This window comes from Kitasatospora sp. NBC_01302 (assembly GCF_035976515.1).
In the GTDB taxonomy this organism is placed as follows: Bacteria; Actinomycetota; Actinomycetes; order Streptomycetales; family Streptomycetaceae; genus Kitasatospora.
Genome location: NZ_CP108404.1, coordinates 3241542 through 3263121, shown reverse-complemented (window position 1 = coordinate 3263121; position 21580 = coordinate 3241542). Strand labels below are relative to the sequence as shown.

Sequence of the window (21580 nt, the reverse complement as noted above, 5' to 3'; positions counted from 1 at the left end):
GCCGGGGTGCGGCGGCGCACCGACCCGGCGGTCGGCGGCGTGTCGGATCAGCCCTCGGCGTCGACCAGGTAGCCGCCCAGGCCGGGGGTGCCGAGCCGGCGGCCGTCGGGCAGCACTGCCAGCGCCTCGTAGCCGTCCTGGGCCGTCACCCAGTCCAGCGCCCGCAGCGGGCCCATCGCGAAGGCCGCCGTGGCGTAGGCGTCGGTGCGGGCCAGGCGCCGGCCGATCAGGGTCAGCGAGCGCAGCCCGCGGGCCGGGCCGCCGTGCTTGGGGTCCACGATGTGCCCGCCGCGCTCGGCGGTGCCCGAGGTGGCGACGGCGAAGCCTGCCGCGTGCTCGCCCTGGTCGGACCGCTGTGCGATGACGGCCGCCAGGAACCCCGTACGGTCCGGGTCCGCCACGCCCACCCGCCACGGCTGCCCGGGCGCCGCCTCGCCGCTGGCCTGCACGTCGCCGCCGCCGGTCACGCTGTGGTGCCGGTAGCCGGCCTCGAGCAGCAGGTCGGAGGCCCGTTCGACGGCCCAGCCCTTCACCCAGCCGGAGGGGTCGAGCCGCCCGCCGGGTCGTGCGGTGAACCAGCCGCCGGTCTCGGCCGCGACCGCCGCGCAGTGCTCCAGCGCCTCGCCGACCAGCGGGTCGCACTGGGCGAGGGTCAGCTCGCCGCGGGCCAGCCGGCTGAGCTGGCTGTGCGGCAGGTAGGGGGAGAAGAGCGCGTCCAGGCGGTGCAGCTCGGCGAGCGCGGGGCCCAGGATGCCGGGCCGCCCCGGTTCCGCGTCGCGCACCGCGAAGGAGAAGACCGTGCCCATCGCCGCCTCGGCGTGCCGCAGCATCAGTGCGTGCCGGCCTGGTCGAGTGCGCTCTGCAGGGAGCGGGTGTAGCCCTGGCTGGTGTAGGTGGCGCCGGAGACCGCGTCGATCCGGGCGCTGCCGGCGGCGATCGCCTCCTGGTTCAGCTGGGGCAGCGCGTAGCTGTTGATCTCCTCGTCGCGGTTGGTGTCCGAGGGGTACTGCAGGACGTCGACCTTGCTGAGCTTGCCGCCGGTGAGGGTGATCCTGACCTGGACCGGGCCGTAGCGGGTGTCGATGGCGCTGCCGGTGACGGTCCTGGTGGCGGCGCCCGCGCTCGCGTTGGGGGCCGCGCTTGCACTGGAAGTCGGTCCGGTCGACGTTCCGTTCGACGGCTGGTCGGGGGCGACCGTCGCTCCGGTGTCGGAGGAGATCACCGGCGTGCTCTGCGCCGACGTACTCCCGTGCGGCTTGAGGGAGAGCAGCAGCACGACCCCGGCCGCCGTGGCCGCGGTGGTGACGATGGTTCGGCGCATCAGCCGGTGCTCCTTCAGCAGACTCAGGTTCAGCAGGTTCAGCAGGTTCAGCAGGCTCAATGGGTTCAGCAGACTCAGAAGACGAAGGACTCGTGGTGGATCCGGTGGCGCGGCACCCCCGCCGCCCGCAGCTCCCGGATCGTCGCCGCGGTGAACCCGTCCGGCCCGCACACGTAGACCTCGTGCCCGGTCAGCCGCGGTACCGTCCGGGTCAGCCGGGCCGCCGTGAACGGATCGTCCAGCTCCGCCCGGCTGCCGACCAGGAAGGCCAGCCGGGCCCGTCGCCGCGCCGCCACCTCCTCCAGCTCCTCGCGGAAGATCAGGTCCTCGGCCCGTCGGGCCCGGTAGAGCAGGGTCAGCTCGCCGGGGCGGGCCGGGACCGTCTCGAAGAGCGCCCGGATCGGGGTGATCCCGACGCCCGCCGCGATCAGCAGCACCGGCCGCGCGCCGCCCCGGCGCGCCGTGAACGCGCCGTACGGGCCCTCGGTGCGCACCCGTACGCCCGGTTGCAGCGCGGCCACCGCCGCACTGTGCCCGCCGAGGTCCTTCACCGTGAACCGCAGGAAGCGCGGGTGCGGCGGCGCGGAGAGCGAGTACGGGTTGGCCGCCCAGCGCAGGCCCGGCGCCAGGAACTGGAGCCGGAAGAACTGGCCGGGGCGGCACCGCAGTTCGTCCAGCCGCTCGCCGGTCAGGAAGACCGACACCACGCCGGGCGCCTCCGGCCGCACCTCGGCGACCCGCAGCCGGTGCCGCCGGTCGCGCAGGAACGGCACCGCCAGCCGGTACCAGCCGAGCAGGGCGAAGGACCCCAGGTAGAGCCCCCACCAGCCGAGCAGCCCCACGCCCTCGGCCAGGTCGGCGCCGTTGGCCAACTGGTGGGCGAAGGCCAGCGCGATCGCCAGGTAGGTCGCCAGGTGCAGGTAGTACCAGGCCTCGTAACTCAGCCGGCGGCGCGCCGCCCGCGCCGAGACGGCGCCGGTGCCCAGCATCAGCAGGGTGCCGATGGTCGCCTTGAGCATCTCCGGGTAGTGGAAGACCAGTTGGACGCCCTCCGGGAGCACCCCGCGGTGCGCCGTCAGCGCGTAGCCCCAGGTCACCGTCAGCACGTGCGCGGTGACCAGGCCCACCAGGTAGCGGCCGCCCAGCGCGTGCCAGCGGGCCAGCCGGTCGGCGCCCACCTCGCGCTCCAGCACCGGGATCCGGGCCATCAGCAGGAGCAGCACCGGCGCCGCGTACCCCGCCAGCAGTCCGGTGATCCGTGCCGCGCCGGTCAGCCACTGGTCGGCCCCGGTCACGGCGTAGGTGTCCCGCCACCAGAGCGCCAGGATGCCCAGCGCGCCCGCCGCGATCAGGGCCGGCACCAGGGCTGCCAGGATCAGGCCCACTCCCGGCAGCTCGCGGGGCTGGTCCTCCGTGGGCGCGGCCTGCCGGGTGCGGCGGTGGGTGGCGGTGCTCACAAGCTGTTCTCCTCGTGCTACGGGCTTGGCCACAGTGCCAGGAAAAGCTCTCAATTCCCTCTGATCCCGAACCGTCCACACCCGGGCTCCAGGGCATTTGTGCAGGTCAGGGCGGTTCACCTGACTGAGACATCTCACCGTCTTCTCATCGGGACCCCGCAGACTGGACCCGTTCCCCGACAATGGGGAGGCCCGTCCCCCCGTCGCCCCCGAACGGACCCCACGACCTCATGACCCCACGCCGCATCCTGGTTGTCGACGACGAACCCGATCTGATCGAGGTCCTGTGCGGCGCGCTGCGTTACGAGGGCTGGCAGGCACGCGGCGCCGCGACCGGCGAGCAGGCCGTCGCCGCCGCGCTCGACTGGGCCCCCGACGCGGTCGTGCTCGACATGATGCTGCCCGACCTGGACGGCCTGGCGGTGCTCGCCCGGATCCACGCCGAGCGCCCCGAGGTCCGGGTGCTCTTCCTCACCGCCCGGGATGCCGTCGAGGACCGGATCGCCGGCATCACGGCCGGCGGCGACGACTACGTGACCAAGCCGTTCAGCCTGGCCGAGGTGGTGGTCCGGCTGCGCGGCCTGCTGCGCCGGGCCGAGCCCGCCCCCGTCGCGCCGCCGCCGGACGCGCTGGTGGTGGGGGACCTGGTGCTGGTCGAGTCGGCCCGCGAGGTGACCCGGGCCGGCGACCCGGTCGAGCTCAGCCCCACCGAGTACGCGCTGCTGCGCTACCTGATGAGCCACCCGCGCCAGGTGCTGAGCAAGGCCCAGCTGCTGGAGGCCGTCTGGTCCTACGACTTCGGCGGCCGGGCGCACGTGGTGGAGCTGTACATCAGCTACCTGCGCAAGAAGATCGACGCCGGGCGGCCGCCGATGATCCACACCGTCCGCGGGGTCGGTTACCTGCTCAAGCCCGCCGCCACCGCCGCCACCGCCGCGCCGTGAGCCGCCCCGCCCAGCGGCTGCGCCCGTCCGCGCTGCGCCCGCGCACCCTGCGGGCGCGGCTGATCACGGGCCTGGTCGCGCTGCTGCTGGTGATCTTCGCCGGGGTCGGCCTGGCGGTCACCACCGCGCTCCAGCACTACCTGCTGGTCCGCCTCGACCAGCAGCTCTCCGACACCGGCGGCCGCTACGCAGCCAGCCTCGAACACGGCGCCGTCGTCCCCGGCCAGCTCATGGACCCGCGCGACACCCGCGCCCAGGCCCCCGGCACCTTCGGCGCCCGGCTGCTGCACGGCAGCGTCACCGCCGCCGGCGTGGTGGACGGCGACGCGGACGACGCGGGTGTGGAGGCCGGCACCATCCCCGCCGACACCGACGACCTGGTCAAGCTCGGCCCCGCCGGCCAGCGCACCCTGGCCGCCCTGCCGGTCGCCGGGCCCGCCCGCACCGTCGAGCTGGCCAACCTCGGTTCCTACCGGGTCCGCGCGGTGGCCGGCCAGGACGGCGACGTGCTCGTCACCGGCCTGCCGCTGCGCCCGCTGACCGACACCGTGCACCAGGCGATCCTGGTCGAGGCCACCGTCTTCGCCGCCGCGCTCGGCGTCGCCGGCCTGGCCGGCGTGCTCTGGCTGCGCCTGGCGCTGCGCCCGCTGGACCGGATCGCGGTGACCGCCGAGCGGGTGAGCGCGCTCCCGCTGGCCCGCGGCGAGGTGGTGCTCTCCGAACGCGTGCCGGGCACCGCCGCCGATCCGGCCACCGAGACCGGCCGGGTGGGCCTGGCCCTCAACCGGATGCTCGGCCACGTCGAGGACGCCCTCGCCCAGCGCCACGCCGTCGAGGACCGCCTGCGCTCCTTCGCCGCCGACGCCGGCCACGAACTGCGCACCCCCGTCGCCACCGTGCGCGGCCACGCCGAACTGGCCCTGCGCCACCCCGAGCCGATCGCCCCGCCCGTGCGGCACGCCCTCGAACGCGTCGAGGCCGAGGCCCGCCGGATGGGCGCCATCGTCGACGACCTGCTCCTGCTCGCCCGCCTGGACGCCGGCCGCCCGCTCGCCGCCGCCGAGGTCGACCTCACCCGCCTCGCCCTGGACTGCACCGACGACGCCCGCGCCGCCGCCACCACCCACCACTGGCGCCTGGACCTGCCCGCCGAACCCGTCCTGGTCACCGGCGACGAGGACCGCCTGCGCCAGGTCCTCGCCAACCTCCTCGCCAACGCCCACCGCCACACCCCGCCCGGCACCACCGTCACCCTCCAACTCGCCGGCCACCGCCTCACCGTCACCGACGACGGCCCCGGCATCCCCCCGGACCTGGCCCCCCACGTCTTCGACCGCTTCGTCCGCGGCGACCACACCCGCTCCCGCACCACCGGCACCACCGGCCTCGGCCTCGCCATCGCCCACGCCATCGCCGCCGCCCACGGCGGCTCGCTGACGCTACGTCAGATCGACGGTCCGGGAGCGGTGTTCGTGCTGGAGCTGCCGTAGCGGCCCGGGAAAGACCGAGGGGCTGCCCTTCCGGAAGGAAGGGCAGCCCCTCGGCTGTGGCAAGGCCGGGCGTCAGGCGTCAGCCCGCCGCGCGGTCCGCCTCGCGGGCCTTGAGGGCGCGCTCCACGCCGGCGCGGGACTCGATGACCAGGCGGGCCAGGGCCGGGGCCGGGTCGGCGGTGGCGAGCCAGGTGTCGGTGGCTTCCAGGGTGGCGGGAGAGACCTGGTAGCTGGGGTAGAGGCCCACGATGATCTGCTGCGCGATCTCGTGGCTGCGGGTCTCCCAGACGCCGATGAGCGCGTCGAAGTACCGTGCCGTGTACGGCGCCAGCAGCTCGCGGTGGTCGGCGATGTTGAAGCCGGTGATGACCGCGTCCTGGACGTAGTTGGTCAGGGTGTCGGAGTCGACGACCGAGGCCCAGGCGGCTGCCTTGGCGTCCGCGGTGGGGCGGGCGGCGCGGCAGGTGGCGGCCTTCTCCTGGCCCGCGGCGGTGTTGTCGCGGGCGAGTTCCGCCTCGATGGCGGCCTCGTCGGCGCGGCCGACCGCGACCAGGCGGATGAGCAGCTCCCAGCGCAGGTCGGTGTCGACGGCCAGGCCCTGCAGCTCGACCGAACCGTCCAGCAGGCCCGCCAGCAGGTCGAGTTGACCGTCGGTGCGGGCGACGGCGGCCAGCGCCCTGGCCCAGGCGAGCTGGTGGTCGCTGCCGGGGGCGGCGGCACGCAGCTGCTCCTCGGTGGCGGCGGCCCAGACGAGCAGGCCCTCCTCGCGCCAGGCGGGGTCGGCGTAGAGCTCGAGGGCGAGCTTGGCCTGGCGGTGCACCGACTGGACCACGCCGATGTCGGACTCCTCCGGCAGGCCGGCGACGGCGAGCGCGAGGTAGTCGCGGGTGGGCAGTTCGCCGTCCCGGGTCATGTCCCAGGCGGCGGCCCAGACCAGCGCGCGCGGCAGCGGCTCGGCGAAGGCACCCAGGTGCTCGGTGACCACGGCGAGCGAGTCGGCGTCCAGGCGCAGCTTGGCGTAGGACAGGTCGTCGTCGTTGAGCAGGACGACGGACGGACGCGCGCGCCCGGTCAGCTGCGGCACCGCGGTCAGCTCGCCGTCCACGTCGAGTTCGACGCGGTCGGTGCGGACCAGCTTGCCCTCGGTGAGCTCGTAGCAGCCGATGGCGATCCGGTGCGGGCGCAGGGCGGCCGAGCCCTTGGCGCCGGCCGGCAGCGCGGGCGCCTCCTGGCGGACCGCGAAGGAGGTGATGACGCCGTCGGCGTCGGTCTCGATCTCGGGGCGCAGGATGTTGATCCCGGCGGTCTCCAGCCAGGCCTTGGACCAGGCCCGCAGGTCGCGCCCGCTGGCCTTCTCCAGTGCGCCGAGCAGGTCGGCGAGGGTGGTGTTGCCCCAGGCGTGCTGCTTGAAGTAGGCGCGCACGCCCTCGAAGAAGGCGTCCTGGCCGACGTAGGCCACCAGCTGCTTGAGGACGGAGGCGCCCTTGGCGTAGGTGATGCCGTCGAAGTTGACCTGGACGTCCTCCAGGTCGTTGATCTCGGCCATGATCGGATGGGTGGAGGGCAGCTGGTCCTGCCGGTAGGCCCAGGTCTTCATCTGGTTGGCGAAGGTGGTCCAGCCGTTGGGCCACTTGGTGCCGGTCGGCTCGACCAGCGAGACCATCTCCGCGTAGGTGGCGAACGACTCGTTGAGCCAGAGGTCGTTCCACCACTCCATGGTGACCAGGTTGCCGAACCACATGTGGGCCAGCTCGTGCAGGATCGTGGTGGCACGGGCCTCGTAGGAGGCGTCCGTGACCTTCGAGCGGAAGACGTACTGGTCGCGGAAGGTGACCGCGCCCGCGTTCTCCATCGCGCCGGCGTTGAACTCCGGGACGAAGAGCTGGTCGTACTTCTCGAACGGGTAGGCGAAGTCGAACTTCTCCTGGAAGTACGTGAAGCCCTGCCGGGTGACGTCGAAGATCGCCTCGGCGTCCAGGAACTCCCGCAGCGAGGGGCGGCAGTAGATGCCCAGCGGGACGACCTGGTCGCCGTCGGTGAACGAGTCGAAGACGCCGACGTAGGGGCCCGCGATGATGGCGGTGATGTAGCTGGAGATCCGGCCGGTCGGGGAGAACGACCAGACCTGGGTGTCGCCGTCGCCACTCGGCCGGGGGGTGGGCGAGTTGGAGACGACCACCCAGCCGCGCGGAGCGGTCACGGTGAAGGTGAAGCTCGCCTTGAGGTCGGGCTGCTCGAAGGAGGCGAACACCCGCCGGGCGTCCGGCACCTCGAACTGGCTGTACAGGTAGGTCTCGCCGTCCACCGGGTCGACGAACCGGTGCAGGCCCTCACCGGTGTTGGTGTACGCGCAGTCGGCGACCACCCGCAGCTCGTTCTCGGCGGCCAGGCCGGTCAGCGCGATCCGGCTGTCGGCGAAGGCGGACAGTGCCACCTGCTCGCCGTTCAGCACGATCTCGCGCACCTCGGGGGCGACCAGGTCGATGAAGGTGGTGGCGCCGGGCTCCTCGGCCGTGAACCGGACCACGGTGGTGGACCGGAACGTAGCACTGTCACGGGCCGAGCTCAGGTCGAGCTCGATGTCGTACGCATCCACATGGAGGAGAGCCGCTCGGGTGCGGGCCTCCTCACGGGTCAAGTTGGTGCCAGGCACTCGCAGGACTCCTTCGTCAGGCTTCTTGGGCGCATCCTCCCACGCCGCCCGAGCGGAGCCCGAGTGCTTTGTCCGGGAGGGCAATCCGGTTGCCCTCCCGGAACGGACCGACCGTGATGTCCGGTCAGCTCTTCGTGCTCAGCCCTTGCTGTACATGGTGGCGGTGTTCTCCATCGGCAGCTGCGGGATGTTGAGCACCCGGCCGTCGCTGAGGTAGAAGACCTCCGCGCCCTGGAACGGCATGAAGCTGCTGGCGTTCGCCTTGCTGCTGAAGGCGGCGAGCTGGGTCACGCTGCCGTCGACCGGGCTCAGCGAGACCACCCGGCCGCTCTTGCCGAAGCCGTCCATGGTGACCGCGGTCGGCGTGGACGGGTTGTCCACCAGGCGCAGGCCGTTCTCGGCGCCGCCGTCGACGGTCCACAGGGTCTTGCCGCCGACCAGGTCGATGGCCCGGATCGCGGTCTTGCCGCTCTGGTCGACCTCGACGTAGAGGTTGTTGCCGATCACCAGGCTCTTGGTCATCGGGTCCGAGGCGGCGGAGAGCTGCAGCCGGTCCTGCCCGGTGACCTTCAGCGGGATCTTGGCCTCCGGGTTGCCCGAGGAGTCCACGCCGACGAAGTAGTCGTTGTCGTAGCCCGAGGAGATCTGCACCACCAGCGGCGAGGCCGAGACGATGTTGGTGAGCCGCTCGCCGCTGCCGAGGTTGAAGGTTTCGGTGGTCTTGCCGGTGTTGGCGTCCAGGAGCGTCAGCTGCTGCTCCGGGGAGGCCTCGGCGCAGTCGTCGCTGACCGCGATCACGGCGCCGGCCGCGTCGGCGTTGTCCGAGCAGTACTTGGCGCGGTCGTTGTAGTGCCAGACGGAGCTGCCGTCGGTCAGGTTGAAGCCGGCCAGCAGCGAGCCGCTGGCGGCGGCGAGCGTGGTGTCGGTGACGGTGACCTGGGTCTGGAAGCTCTTGCTGCTGAGCGGCGAGCCGACCTTGTAGATCAGCCGCCCGGTGGTGGCGTCGATGGCGCCGACCGCCGCGCAGTCGTCGTCGCCGAGGTTGAAGCTGACGCCGCCGATGTTGTTCTTGTTGACGCTCTTGGACATGCTGCAGAACGACTTGGTGCCGTCCGGCACCTTCAGCGTCCAGGCGACCTTGCCGTCGCTCAGGTTGTAGCCGGTCAGGCCGGTGGCGTCGCCGCGGACCAGCAGCTTGTCGGTGGTCCACAGGCCGATGGTGCGCTGGTCGCTGGCGCTGCCGTCGACCTTGGGGACGGTCCAGGAGACGGCGAGCTTGCCGGCGTCACCCCCACCGCCCCCGCCGCCGGTGGTCCCGCCGCTGGTGTTGTGCGTCGGCTTGTTGCCGCCGAACAGCACCACCAGGCCGATCACGATGGCGATCGACAGCACGGTGCCGGCGATCGCGCCGAAGACCATCACGGGGTTGCGCTGCTTGGTCGGCGCGGGGCCGACCTGGACGGCGGGCCCGGGGAAGCCGTAGCCCGTGGCGCCCTGCTGGCCGTAGCCGCCCTGCTGCGCGCCGAAGACGGGCTGGACGGGCGGCGCGGGCTGGGCGTAACCGCCCTGCTGCGCACCGAAGACGGGCGGCGCGGGCGGCTGCTGCGGAGCGGTCTGCGGGTAGCCGTAGGACGAACCGCCCCGCGGGTCGTACGGGCCCACCGGCGCACCCGGGGGCGGCGTGGCGCCCGGCTGCGCGGGGAAGGCGGCGGCGGTCGGCTGGTAGCTGAGGTTGGCCGCCGCACCAGGCGCACCGCCCGGAGCACCGCCGGGCGCCGCCCCCGGCGCACCACCCGGAGCGCCCGCCGGCTGCGGCGGTACGGCAGGCGCGCCCGGTGGCGCCTGGGCCGGTACCGGCGCTCCGCCGAGCTGCGTCATCTGGTCCGCGACCGCCGCCGGGTCGACTCCCGCGCCGCGCTGATCCCCTGCCATGTGATGCCCCGTCATTATGCGTCTGGAAGGCCGTCCGCCCCGCCCGCTGTGGCTCGGGGGGCTGGATGGACGGTCGAGAATTACAGGACATCGTAAGGGCGCGGGGTTTTCGGACACTCCCAGGTCCTGCCCGGCACGCCCGCTTCCCGGGCCGGTGCGTCCCGCGGGCCCGTCCCGCCTCCCGGCCCGGCGGGCCGCGCCGCCGTCGGCACTGACCGCGCGGTTGAGCCGCCGCTGAGCTTTCCCGCCCACCGGGTGGCAGCCTTGACGAAGCCGTGCGCGGGTCACTCGGCATAGAGTTCAGAAGTTGAAGGTGACCTTGTCGGGCACCGGTGCCGACGGCAGCGGCGGCCGACGGCGGCGCGGAACCGACCGCAACGGCGCGGTGAGGGGCGGGAACCGTCGGGTTCCCGCGCCCGAAGGAGGGTATTTCATGTCCATGGACACGCCGGGTTCGCAGTCCTCGCTGCACCGCGCCAACCTCGAACGGGTGCTGCGCGCGGTGCGGATGGCGGGTTCGCTGACCCAGGCCGAGATCGCCCGGGCCACCGGACTCTCGGCGGCGACGGTCTCCAACATCGTCCGCGAGCTCAAGGAGGGCGGCACGGTGGTGGTGGCCGACACCTCCTCCGGCGGCCGCCGGGCCCGCAGCGTCTCGCTCAGCGGGGATGCCGGGATCGTGGTCGGGGTCGACTTCGGCCACTCGCACCTGCGGGTGGCGGTGGGCAACCTGGCGCACCGGGTGCTCGCCGAGGAGAGCGAGCCGATGAACGTGGACGTCTCCGCCGAGCAGGGCTTCGCCCGGGCCGAGGCGCTGGTGGAGCGGTTGCTGGCGCAGGCCGGTTTCCGCCCGGACAAGGTGATCGGGGTGGGCCTGGGCGTGCCGGGCCCGATCGACGTGGAGACCGGGGCGCTGGGCTCGACGGCGATCCTGCCCGGCTGGACGGGCATCGCGCCGGGCCGGGAGCTGTCCAAGCGCCTGGGCATGGAGGTCTACGTCGACAACGACGCCAACCTCGGCGCGCTCGGCGAGCTGGTCTGGGGCGCGGGCCGGGGGGTGAGCGACCTGGCCTACATCAAGGTGGCCAGCGGCGTCGGCTCCGGCCTGGTGATCAACGGCCAGATCTACCGGGGCCAGGGCGGCACGGCCGGCGAGATCGGGCACATCACGCTGGACGAGTCGGGCCCGGTCTGCCGCTGCGGCAATCGCGGCTGCCTGGAGACCTTCGTCGGCTCGCGCTACCTGCTCAACCTCTTGAACGCGAGCCATGAGCGCGAGTTGACGCTCTCCTCGATGGTGCAGCTGGCGCAGCAGGGCGATCTGGGCTGCCGACGGGTGATCGCGGACGCGGGCCGGCAGATCGGCACCGGTGTCGCGACGCTGTGCAACCTGCTGAACCCGCGTCGGGTGATCCTGGGCGGGGACCTGGCCGAGGCCGGTGAGCTGGTGCTTTCCCCGATCCGGGACTCCGTGGCGCGGTATGCGATCCCGTCCGCGGCACGGCAGTTGTCGATCGTCCCGGGCACGCTGGGTGGCCGGGCCGAGGTGCTCGGCTCGCTCGCGCTGGTGATGAGCGAGATGGGCGAAACCGGTGCAATCGGGCACAACTCGCAGGCGGTCGGCGCGCGCGGCTGAGTCGCGAAGTCCCATGACACAAAGGGGCGAAAAGGACATTCGCTGAGTGGGGGCCGAGTATTTGGTCTCGGCTTAGGATTCACGAAGATAACGAAAGGGTCTGAATCCGCAGAGGGCTGGGTTTACTTGTTGACGGCAAGCGGGGTGGCGGGTTTGACTCCCTCCACCTCGCCGCGACGTTGCGGCTCTGTCAGGGAGGCACCCCCACCATGAACGCAATGATGCGTCGCGTCGTCATCGGCACTGCCGCGGTCTCGATGGCCCTCACCATGGCCGCCTGTGGCAAGGCCGGTGGCAGCAGCTCGAACTCCGCGAGCTCGGGTGGCAACAAGACCATCGGCCTGCTCCTGCCGGAGAACTCCTCGTCCATCCGCTACGAGTCCTTCGACAAGCCGCTCATCGAGGCCAAGGTCAAGGCCCTGTGCAGCGAGTGCTCCGTTCAGTACAACAACGCCAACAACGACGCGTCGACGCAGAAGCAGCAGTTCGACACGATGGTCTCGCAGGGCATCAAGGTGATCCTGCTGGACGCGGTGAACGCCCCCGGCACCGCCTCCTGGATCACCGACGCGGCGAAGAAGGGCGTCAAGGTCATCGCGTACGACCGGCTGGCCACCGGCCCGGTCTCCGCCTACGTCTCGTTCGACAACGAGAAGGTCGGCGAGCTGCAGGGCCAGGCGCTGGTGGACGCGCTGGGCGCGAACGCCAAGTCCGCCAACGTCGTCATGATCAACGGCTCCGAGACCGACCCGAACGCGGGTCAGTTCAAGGCCGGTGCGCACAAGGTGCTGGACACCGGCGTGGGCAAGATCGTCTACGAGCAGTCCGGTGAGTGGCAGCCCACCGTGGCCAGCCAGAAGATCGGTGCCGCGATCACCGCGCTGGGCAAGAACGGCTTCCAGGCCGTCTACTCCGCCAACGACGGCATGGCCGCCGCCATCATCACCGCCCTCAAGGCGAACGGCATCAACAACATCCCGGTCGGCGGCCAGGACGCCGCCCCCGACGCGATCCAGCGGATCCTGACGGGCGACCAGGCCTACACCATCTACAAGGCCTACAAGCCGGAGGCCGAGGGCGCCGCCACCATCGCGGTCGACCTGATCAACAACGTGAGCGTCACCGGCACCGCGACCGCCACCACCAACAGCGGCGGCACCAGCGTCCCCTCGCTGCTGCTGACCCCGGTCGTGGTGACCAAGAACAACATCAAGGACACCGTGATCGCCGACGGCCTGTACAAGGTCTCGGACATCTGCACCGCCCAGTACGCCGACGCCTGCAAGGCCGCGGGTATCCAGTAACAGACGCGCCTTCAGCAAGAGGCGGGCCGGCCGGGCCAGTTGGCCCGGCCGCCCCGCCGGCATCTCGGCGTGCGGGCTAGAGCCACGTGCGCCCCTTGACTCCCGAAGGAGCCATCGATGGTTCAGTCAGACATACCCGTCCTCGCCCTGCGGGGCGTCTCCAAGCGCTTCGGTGCGGTCCAGGTGCTCACCGGGGTGGACCTGGAGGTGCACGCGGGTCAGGTGGTCGCGCTGGTCGGCGACAACGGCGCCGGCAAGTCCACCCTGGTCAAGACGATCGCCGGGGTGCACCCGATCGACGAGGGCACCATCGAGTGGGCCGGCAAGCAGGTCCACCTGACGCGCCCGCAGGACGCCCAGGCGCTCGGCGTCGCGACGGTCTACCAGGACCTCGCGCTCTGCGACAACCTCGACGTGGTCGCCAACCTCTTCCTGGGCCGGGAGCTGATCCGCGGCGGCCGGCTGGACGAGGTGGCGATGGAGAAGCGCGCCAAGGAGCTGCTCGACACCCTCTCCATCCGGATCCCCAGCGTGCGGATCCCGGTGGCCGCGCTCTCCGGCGGCCAGCGCCAGGTGGTGGCCATCGCCCGCGCGCTGATCGGCGAGCCGAAGATCGTGATCCTGGACGAGCCGACCGCGGCGCTGGGCGTCGAGCAGACCGCCCAGGTGCTCGACCTGGTCGAGCGGCTCCGTGACCGGGGCCTGGGCGTGATCCTGATCAGCCACAACATGGCGGACGTGCGCGCGGTGGCCGACCAGGTCGCCGTGCTGCGGCTGGGCCGCAACAACGGCGTCTTCCCGGTGGCCGACACCAGCCACGAGACGATCATCTCGGCCATCACCGGCGCCACCGACAACGCGGTGACCCGGCGCCAGGCCCGCGTCGCGGACGCGACCAATCAGGCGAGCGCGGACGCGACCCATCAGGCGAGCGCGGACGCACCCGCCCAGGCGAGCGCGGAGGCGACCAAGTGAGCAAGAACGCCACGACCCCGAAGGCTGAGACGGTGACCGAGATATCCGACAGTGCGGCGCCCATCCCCGCCGTCGACCCCCGGCTGCTGGTGCGCGAGCAGGGCCTGGCCGGCTACCTGGAGGAGTTCAAGCGCAAGCTGCGCTCCGGCGACCTCGGCTCGGTGCCGGTGGTGCTCGGACTGATCCTGATCGCGGCCGTCTTCCAGGGGATCACCGGCAAGTTCCTCACCGCCGGCAACCTGTCCAACATCACCCTCTACATCGCGGGGCCCGGCCTGATCTCGGTCGGCATCGTCTTCGTGCTGCTGCTCGGTGAGATCGACCTCTCGCTCGGCTCGGTGGCCGGTGTCTCGGCCGCCGTCTCCGCGGTGCTCTCGATCCAGCACGGCCTCAACGAGTACCTGGCCGCGGGCATCGCGGTGCTCTGCGCGCTGGCGATCGGCGCGCTGCACGGCTTCTTCTTCGCCAAGATCGGCGTGCCCGCCTTCGTCGTGACGCTGGCCGGCCTGCTCGGCTGGAGCGGCCTGCAGGGCTACGTGATGGGCAACACCGGCACGCTCAACAACCTCCCCAACGGCTTCATCGCCAACCTGGACAACTACTTCTTCGACGATGTCGCCGCCGCCTACGGCCTGGCCGCCGTCGGCGTGGCCGGCTACCTGGTGGCCGCGCTGCTCGGCGCCCGCAGCCGCCGCGAGGCCGGGCTGCCGGCCCGCCCGGTGAGCGAGATCGCGCTGCGCACCGTGCTGCTCGCGGTCCTCGCCTTCGGTGCCGCCTACACCCTCAACCAGGACCGCGGCCTGCCGCTGGCGCTGGTGGTCTTCCTCGGTGTGGTCATCGTCACGGACTTCGTGCTGCGCCGCACCTCCTACGGCCGCAAGGTGTTCGCGGTCGGCGGCGGCGTGGAGGCGGCCCGCCGGGCCGGCATCAACGTGGCCTGGGTGCGGATCTCGGTCTTCATGATCTCGGCCGGGCTGGCCGCGGTCGGCGGTCTGTTCATCGCCTCGCAGTCCGGCTTCGCGGACAAGTCGCTGGGCGGCGGCAACGTGCTGATGAACTCGATCGCGGCGGCCGTGATCGGCGGCACCAGCCTGTTCGGCGGCCGTGGCAAGACCTGGTCGGCGCTGCTGGGCATGCTGGTGATCCAGTCCATCGTCACCGGTCTCGACCTGCAGGGCATCAGCCAGTCGATCCAGTACATGATCACCGGCGCGGTGCTGCTGGGCGCGGTGGTGCTGGACTCGGTCTCCCGCCGGACCCAGAAGTCCGCCGGCCGCGGCTGAACCGGCGGGGACGTCGGCCGCTGTGGTGAGCCGAGCCCGGGACGCGCCCGACCCAAGGGGCGCGTCCCGGGCCTTCGCACGCCTGGTCAAAGCCCACCGAATGCCCCGCGCCGCGAACCGTCGCACGGGCGGAGATTAGACTCGACCGCCGGGTACGGGCACAGATGCGCCCGCGAACGTCCCGACGAGCCGGACACGTAACTGACTGAGGAGGACCGGGTGCCGTTGCTGACCCGCATTCGGGGACCGCGCGATCTCGACCGGCTCACCCCGGGGCAGCTGACTGCCCTGGCCGAGGAGATCCGCGGCTTCCTGATCGAAGAGGTCGCCAAGACCGGCGGACACCTGGGCCCGAACCTCGGTGTGGTGGAGCTGACCATCGCGCTGCACCGGGTCTTCGACTCGCCTCGCGAGCGGATCCTCTTCGACACCGGGCACCAGTCCTACGTGCACAAGATGCTGACGGGGCGTCAGGACTTCAGCCGGCTCAAGATGAAGGGCGGCCTGTCCGGCTACCCCTCGCGCGCCGAGTCCGAGCACGACGTGATCGAGAACTCGCACGCCTCCACCGTGCTCGGCTACGCCGACGGCATCGCCAAGGCCAACCAGCTGCTCGGTCACACCGACCGCCCGGTGGTCGCGGTCACCGGTGACGGCGCGCTCACCGGCGGCATGGCCTGGGAGGCGCTGAACAACATCGCCGACGGCAAGGACCGCCCGGTGGTGATCGTGGTCAACGACAACGAGCGCTCCTACTCGCCGACCATCGGCGGCCTGGCCAACCACCTCTCCACGCTGCGCACCACCCAGGGCTACGAGCGCTTCCTCAGCTGGGGCCGCGACACCCTGCAGCGCACCCCGGTGGTCGGCCAGCCGCTGGCCGACGCGCTGCACGGCGCGAAGAAGGGCCTGAAGGACTTCATCGCCCCGCAGGGCATGTTCGAGGACCTGGGCCTGAAGTACCTCGGCCCGATCGACGGCCACGACATCGCCGCGGTGGAGTCCGCGCTGCGCAAGGCGCGCGGCTTCGGCGGCCCGGTGATCGTGCACGTCATCACCGAGAAGGGCCGCGGCTACCACGCGGCGCTGCAGAACGAGGAGGACCGCTTCCACGCGGTCGGCGTCATCCACCCCGACACCGGCCTGCCGGTGAAGACCTCCGGCAAGGACTGGACCTCGGTCTTCAGCGAGGAGATGGTCCAGCTCGGCCGCGAGCGCGAGGACCTGGTGGCGATCACCGCCGCGATGCTGCACCCGGTGGGCCTGGCCGACTTCGCCAAGGCCTTCCCGGAGCGCACCTTCGACGTCGGCATCGCCGAGCAGCACGCGGCCGTCTCGGCGGCGGGCCTGGCCACCGCGGGCCTGCACCCGGTGGTCGCGGTCTACGCGACCTTCCTCAACCGGGCCTTCGACCAGGTCCTGATGGACGTCGCGCTGCACAAGCTGGGTGTCACCTTCGTGCTGGACCGGGCCGGGGTCACCGGTACCGACGGCGCCTCGCACAACGGCATGTGGGACATGTCGATCCTCCAGGTGGTGCCCGGGCTGCGGCTGGCCGCCCCGCGCGACGCCGAGCAGGTCAAGGCCCAGCTGCGCGAGGCGCTGGAGGTCAAGGACGCGCCGACGGTACTGCGCTACTCCAAGGGCTCGGTGGGCCCGGCGGTCGCCGCCGTCGGCCGGATCGGCGGCATGGACGTGCTGCACGGCAGCGCCGAGCCGCTGGACCGGGCTCAGGTCGCCGCGGGCGAGCGCCGGGCGGACGTGCTGATCGTCTCGGTCGGCGCGCTGGCCCCGATCTGCCTGGAGACGGCCGCGCTGCTGGACGCCCAGGGGATCAGCGCCACCGTGGTCGACCCGCGCTGGGTCAAGCCGGTGGACGCCGCGCTGCCGGGTCTGGCCGCCGAGCACCGCGTGGTGGTCACGGTCGAGGACAACGGACGGGCCGGCGGCGTCGGCTCGGCGATCGCCCAGGCGCTGCGCGACGCGGAGGTCGACCTGCCGCTGCGCGACTTCGGGATCCCGCAGGAGTTCCTGGACCACGCCAAGCGCGAGGAGATCATGGCCGAGATCGGCCTGACCGCCCCGGACATCGCCCGCCAGGTGACCGCACTGGTCTCCCGGCTGGACGGCGCAGCGGTGGTCCAGGCCTGAGCATCCGCGTGATGCAACCAGGCGGGACTTTCCGACGTTCGAGTCAATATGACATTCATATCTGAATCCGGGGCCGGCACCTCTTCTGCCGGTCCCGCCCGGTAGGTTGTCCCTCGTGCCCACCTCGACCTCGACCCCCAAGCGCCTTGCCATGCTCGCTGCCCGGCTCCGCTCGGGGTACTGGACCCGGCTGGTCCCGGTGCTGGCCGTGGTGGCCACGCTGACCCACATCCCCTCGTTCATGCGCCCGGTGTGGAGCCCGGACGAGGGTTACCTGGCGACCCAGGCCCGGATGCTGGCCAGCGGCGGGGTGCTCTACGACACCGTCGTGGACCGCAAGCCGCCGCTGCTGCCGTGGCTCTACGAGGCCTGCTTCTCGGTCTTCGGCTCCCTCTCGCTCTGGCCGCTGCGCACCCTGGCGATCGTGGCGCACGTGGTCACCGCCGTGCTGCTGGTCTCCATCGCGCGCGGTCGCTGGGGCAACCGGGCGGGCGGCGCGGCCGGGGTGCTCTACCTGCTGCTCTCGATCGGCCTCTCCCCGGAGGACACCCAGGCGGCGACCTTCGAGGTCTTCATGCTGCCCGCGATGGTGGCCGCCTTCCGCTACGCCGAGCGCCGCCGCTGGCTGGCCGCCGGGATCGCGGTGGCGGTCAGCTCGCTGACCAAGCAGACCGGCGGCGCGGTGCTGCTGCCGGTGCTCTGGATGCTCTTCCAGGACGCCCGCCTGCGCGGCGTGCGGTGGCGCAGCGCGCTGCTCAAGGTGGGCTTCGGCTTCGCGCTGCCGATAGCCGTGGTCGCGGTGATCCTCACCAAGCCCAAGGGCTTCCTGTTCTGGGTGGTGACCGGCAGCGGCGACTACGCCTCGCTGGGCGGGGACTGGCTGCAGATGATCGGCCGGGCGCTGGGCAACTCGGCGATCCTGCTGGCGGCCGGCCTCGGCTTCCTCTTCCCGCTCGGCCACCGGCTCTGGGTACGGCTGCGCACCGGCCGCTCGCTGCCGACCCGCGGCGAGTCGCACGGCGCGCCCAGCGACCTGTGGGTCTGGCTGGTCTCCTCGGTGGTCGGGGTCGCCACCGGCTTCCACTTCTTCGGCCACTACTACCTGCAGCTGATGCCGCCACTGGTGCTGCTCGGCGTCGGCGCCGTCTCGGTCTCGGCGGTGCGCTGGAAGCCGGTGCTGGTCTACAGCACGGTGGCCGCCAGCGCCTTCTGGGTGCTCGCCATGGCCTGGCCGGGCGAGCAGCTCAACCAGACCACCCAGGTGGCCACCGCGGTCGCCGAGCGCAGCACGGCGCAGGACACCGTGCTGGTCTGGGGCATGCACCCCGAGCTCTACTGGCTCTCCGACCGCAAGCCCGCCACCCGCTACCTGACGGCCGGCTTCCTGACGAACTTCAGTGGCGGCAAGGGCACCCAGGACGTCGGCGAGCAGTACAGCGTGCCGGACGCCTGGCAGACCTTCGACAAGGAGTTGGCCACCAACGGCCTGCCGGAGATCGTGGTGGACGACTCCGGGCGCGCGCCCTACCAGCCGCTGCTGGTGCCCAAGATCGAGAACCTGCTGGACGACCACTACGAGGTGGTCGGCGCCTACGGCGACACGGTGGTCTACCGGCTCAAGAAGTGAGCCGGTAGACCACCGGGCGAGGCGTCAGATCCGGCGTCGGCTCGCGCCCAGCACCATCCCTGCCGCGGTGAAGGCGAGCAGGCAGGTCAGTCCGCCCACGATCACCTGGTTCCAGATCATGCCCCGGGTCGCGGTGTGGCCCACGGTCACCACCCAGGGGGAGATGATCAGGAACACGCCGGTGGCCGCCATGGCCCAGGTCAGCCCGAACATCCGGGCCGGAGCGATGGTCAGGCCCAGCCCGAGGGCGGCGATTCCGATCCCGAGGATCAGGTTGCAGATCACCAACTCGTGGCTGGCCGCACTGAAGTGCACCACGTAGGGCGAGATGGCCAGGTAGAGGCCGGTCAGCACGACCAGCCCGTCCACGGCGACTCCCTGGGGTCCGTCCATCATGCGCGCGTACCGGGTCCGCATCTCCGAGATGTCCGGATGGGTGGAGATGTCACCGGTTCGATGTGAGACGTCGGCCATACGACTCGCCTCCTCAGGTCTGCAAGTTCGTCTGCTTGGCCTAACGGTATTATGCGCTTTGTCCTGATTTGGTGTATACCGCAGCGGCTGCTGAACCTGCGGCCGGCGCAGGGCGGAGCCGGACATGCCGAAGGGCGGCCCGCTCCCTGGGGGAGCGGGCCGCCCTCGTGGGCTCAGCCGTCTATCAGGCCGGGACGCTGGCCAGGCCGGGGGCCAGGAACTTCTTCCCGTTCACCCGCTCGGAGACGCCCTCGCGGTCCAGGTACGGGGTGATCCCGCCCAGGTGGAAGGGCCAGCCCGCGCCGGTGATCATGCACAGGTCGATGTCCTGCGCCTCGCCGACCACGCCCTCGTCGAGCATCAGGCCGATCTCCTGCGCGACCGCGTTCAGCGCCCGCTCGCGGACCTGCTCCTCGGTCAGCGCGCTGTCGCCGAAGGTGAGGAGCGCCAGCACCTCGGGGTCCAGGACCTGCTGGCCGTCCTGCCAGATGTAGAAGCCGCGCTTGCCGGCCTTGACCACCTCGGCGAGGTTCTCGGAGACGGTGAACCGCTCCGGGAAGGCGCCGTGCAGCGTCTCCGAGACGTGCAGCGCGATGGCCGGACCGACCAGCTCGAGCAGCGCGATCGGGGACATCGGCAGGCCGAGCGGCTGCACGGCCTTCTCGACGGTCTCGAACGAGGTGCCCTCGTCGATGATGTTCTGGATCTCGCCCATGAAGCGGGTCAGGATCCGGTTCACCACGAACGCCGGGGCGTCCTTGGTGAGGACGGCCGTCTTCTTCAGCTTCTTGGCCACACCGAAGGCGGTCGCCAGCGAGGCGTCGTCGGTCTTCTCGGCCCGGACGATCTCCAGCAGCGGCAGGATCGCGACCGGGTTGAAGAAGTGGAAGCCGACCACGCGCTCCGGGTGCTGGAGCTTGGAGGCCATCTCGGTGACCGACAGCGAGGAGGTGTTGGTCGCCAGGATGGTGGTCGGCGAGACCACCGCCTCCAGCTCGGCGAGGACGTTCTGCTTGACGCCCATCTCCTCGAAGACGGCCTCGATCACGAAGTCCGCGTCGCCGAACGCCGCCGCCTTGTCCAGGTGGCCGCTGACCAGGCCCTTGAGCTTGTTGGCCTTGTCGTTGCCGATCCGGCCCTTGGCGAGCAGCTTGTCGACCTCGGCGTGCACGTAGCCGACGCCCTTGTCGATCCGCGCCTGGTCGATGTCGGTGAGGACCACCGGCACCTCCAGGCGGCGCGCGAAGAGCAGCGCCAGCTGGGAGGCCATCAGACCGGCGCCGACCACGCCGACCTTGCTGACCGGGCGGGCCAGCGACTTGTCCGGGGCACCGAAGGGCTTCTTGGCCCGACGCTGCACCAGGTTGAAGGAGTAGATGCCGGCCCGCAGCTCGCCGCCCATGATCAGGTCGGCCAGCGCGGCGTCCTCGGCGTCGAAGCCCTGCTGCAGACCGGCTGCATCCCCGAGGCTGGCGTTCTTGGCGGCCGCCATGATGTCCAGCGCCCGGTAGGCGGCCGGAGCCGCGCCGTGCACCTTGGCGTCGGCGACCGCGCGGCCCCAGGCGATGCACTGGTCCCAGTTGTCGCCGCGGTCGATCTCGGGACGCTCGACCGTGATCTCGCCCTTGAGGACCTTGGCGGCCCACAGGATCGACTGCTCCAGGAAGTCGGCCGGCTCGAAGATCGCGTCCGCGATGCCGAGCTCGAACACCTCCTTGCCCTTGAGCTGCTTGTTCTGGCTCATCGAGTTCTCGATGATGACCTTGACCGCGTTGGCCGGGCCGACCAGGTTCGGCAGGATGGTGCAGCCGCCCCAGCCGGGGACCAGGCCGAGGAAGACCTCGGGCAGCGAGAAGGCCGGCACACCGGAGCTGACGGTGCGGTAGCTGCAGTGCAGACCGATCTCCACGCCGCCGCCCATCGCGGCGCCGTTGTAGAAGGTGAAGGTCGGCACCGGCAGCGCGGCGATCCGCTTGAAGACCTCGTGGCCGCCCTTGCCGATGGCCAGCGCGTCGCCGTGCTCCTTGAGCAGCTCGACGCCCTTGAGGTCGGCGCCCACCGCGAAGATGAACGGCTTGCCGGTGATCGCGACCGCGACCACCTTGCCGTCCGCGGCCTCCGCCTCGACCTGGTCCAGCGCCTCTTCGAGCTTGAGCAGCGAGCCCGGGCCGAAGGTGGTCGGCTTGGTGTGGTCGAAGCCGTTGTCCAGGGTGATCAGCGCCAGCTTGCCGGCCTGCAGCGGCAGGTCCAGGTGGCGGACGTGCGCAGTGGTGACGACCTCGCCCGGGAACAGCTCGGCGCCGCGCTTGAGGAGCTCAGTGGTGTTGCTCATG

At 71.7% G+C, this 21580-nt stretch carries 14 protein-coding genes and 1 pseudogene; 8 read left to right on the top strand and 7 right to left on the bottom strand.

Translation table 11 applies throughout. The annotated features are described in order from the left end of the window. Nucleotides 1-47 precede the first annotated feature (47 nt). The 3 genes from OG294_RS13505 to OG294_RS13495 are packed head-to-tail and all read right to left on the bottom strand — an operon-like array spanning nt 48 to nt 2778. Entirely contained in the window at nt 48-830 is a 783-nt protein-coding gene (locus OG294_RS13505) for an FAD:protein FMN transferase (RefSeq protein ID WP_327066730.1), read from the bottom strand. Continuing rightward, nucleotides 830-1381 (bottom strand): FMN-binding protein, encoded by a 552-nt coding sequence (locus tag OG294_RS13500; protein ID WP_327066729.1) that lies wholly within the window; start codon nt 1379-1381, stop codon nt 830-832. Before OG294_RS13500 ends, OG294_RS13505 begins: the two co-directional genes overlap by 1 nt. Nucleotides 1382-1395: 14 nt before the next feature. Then, nucleotides 1396-2778: a ferredoxin reductase family protein gene (locus OG294_RS13495; RefSeq protein WP_442789154.1), complete on the bottom strand. Its 1383-nt coding sequence runs from the start codon at nt 2776-2778 to the stop codon at nt 1396-1398. Nucleotides 2779-2960: 182 nt separating this feature from the next. On the opposite strand from OG294_RS13495, the gene OG294_RS13490 reads away from it, so the two are divergent. Then, nucleotides 2961-3722 (top strand): response regulator transcription factor, encoded by a 762-nt coding sequence (locus OG294_RS13490; RefSeq protein WP_442789153.1) that lies wholly within the window; start codon nt 2961-2963, stop codon nt 3720-3722. Continuing rightward, complete coding sequence (locus OG294_RS13485; protein ID WP_327066727.1) at nt 3719-5212, top strand: sensor histidine kinase; 1494 nt, start codon at nt 3719-3721, stop codon at nt 5210-5212. The genes OG294_RS13490 and OG294_RS13485 overlap by 4 nt, the downstream gene beginning before the upstream one ends. A 79-nt stretch (nt 5213-5291) precedes the next feature. On the opposite strand, the gene pepN is transcribed toward OG294_RS13485, so the two are convergent. Together pepN and OG294_RS13475 are read right to left on the bottom strand one after the other, a co-directional pair. Then, the gene (gene pepN / locus OG294_RS13480; RefSeq protein WP_327066726.1) at nt 5292-7865 is read right to left on the bottom strand and encodes an aminopeptidase N; all 2574 of its coding nucleotides are present in this window, start codon (nt 7863-7865) and stop codon (nt 5292-5294) included. 138 nt (nt 7866-8003) lie between these two features. Further along, on the bottom strand, nt 8004-9797 hold the full coding sequence (locus OG294_RS13475) for an outer membrane protein assembly factor BamB family protein (RefSeq protein ID WP_327066725.1): 1794 nt from the start codon (nt 9795-9797) through the stop codon (nt 8004-8006). A gap of 439 nt (nt 9798-10236) precedes the next feature. Here OG294_RS13475 and OG294_RS13470 point away from each other — a divergent pair, with 439 nt between their 5' ends. From OG294_RS13470 to OG294_RS13445, 6 genes and pseudogenes are all read left to right on the top strand, one after another. Further along, a complete protein-coding gene (locus OG294_RS13470) occupies nt 10237-11433 on the top strand; it encodes an ROK family transcriptional regulator (protein ID WP_327071538.1) in 1197 nt (398 codons plus the stop codon). A 209-nt stretch (nt 11434-11642) separates the two neighbouring features. Then, nucleotides 11643-12737, top strand: a complete 1095-nt coding sequence (locus OG294_RS13465; protein ID WP_327066724.1) for a sugar ABC transporter substrate-binding protein — start codon at nt 11643-11645, stop codon at nt 12735-12737. A gap of 117 nt (nt 12738-12854) precedes the next feature. Beyond that, nucleotides 12855-13631 (top strand): annotated as a pseudogene (locus OG294_RS13460) (ATP-binding cassette domain-containing protein); the annotation flags it as partial. Between the two features lie 113 nt (nt 13632-13744). Continuing rightward, the gene (locus OG294_RS13455; RefSeq protein ID WP_327066723.1) at nt 13745-14995 is read left to right on the top strand and encodes a sugar ABC transporter permease; all 1251 of its coding nucleotides are present in this window, start codon (nt 13745-13747) and stop codon (nt 14993-14995) included. Nucleotides 14996-15214: 219 nt separating this feature from the next. Beyond that, entirely contained in the window at nt 15215-17146 is a 1932-nt protein-coding gene (dxs, locus tag OG294_RS13450; protein WP_327066722.1) for a 1-deoxy-D-xylulose-5-phosphate synthase, read from the top strand. Nucleotides 17147-17261: 115 nt separating this feature from the next. Then, the gene (locus OG294_RS13445; protein ID WP_327066721.1) at nt 17262-18773 is read left to right on the top strand and encodes an ArnT family glycosyltransferase; all 1512 of its coding nucleotides are present in this window, start codon (nt 17262-17264) and stop codon (nt 18771-18773) included. 24 nt (nt 18774-18797) lie between these two features. Here the strand turns inward: OG294_RS13445 and OG294_RS13440 are convergent, their stop codons facing one another. Next, entirely contained in the window at nt 18798-19247 is a 450-nt protein-coding gene (locus tag OG294_RS13440) for an SPW repeat protein (protein ID WP_327066720.1), read from the bottom strand. 184 nt (nt 19248-19431) lie between these two features. Next, on the bottom strand, nt 19432-21579 hold the full coding sequence (locus tag OG294_RS13435) for a 3-hydroxyacyl-CoA dehydrogenase NAD-binding domain-containing protein (protein WP_327066719.1): 2148 nt from the start codon (nt 21577-21579) through the stop codon (nt 19432-19434). Nucleotide 21580 lies beyond the last annotated feature (1 nt).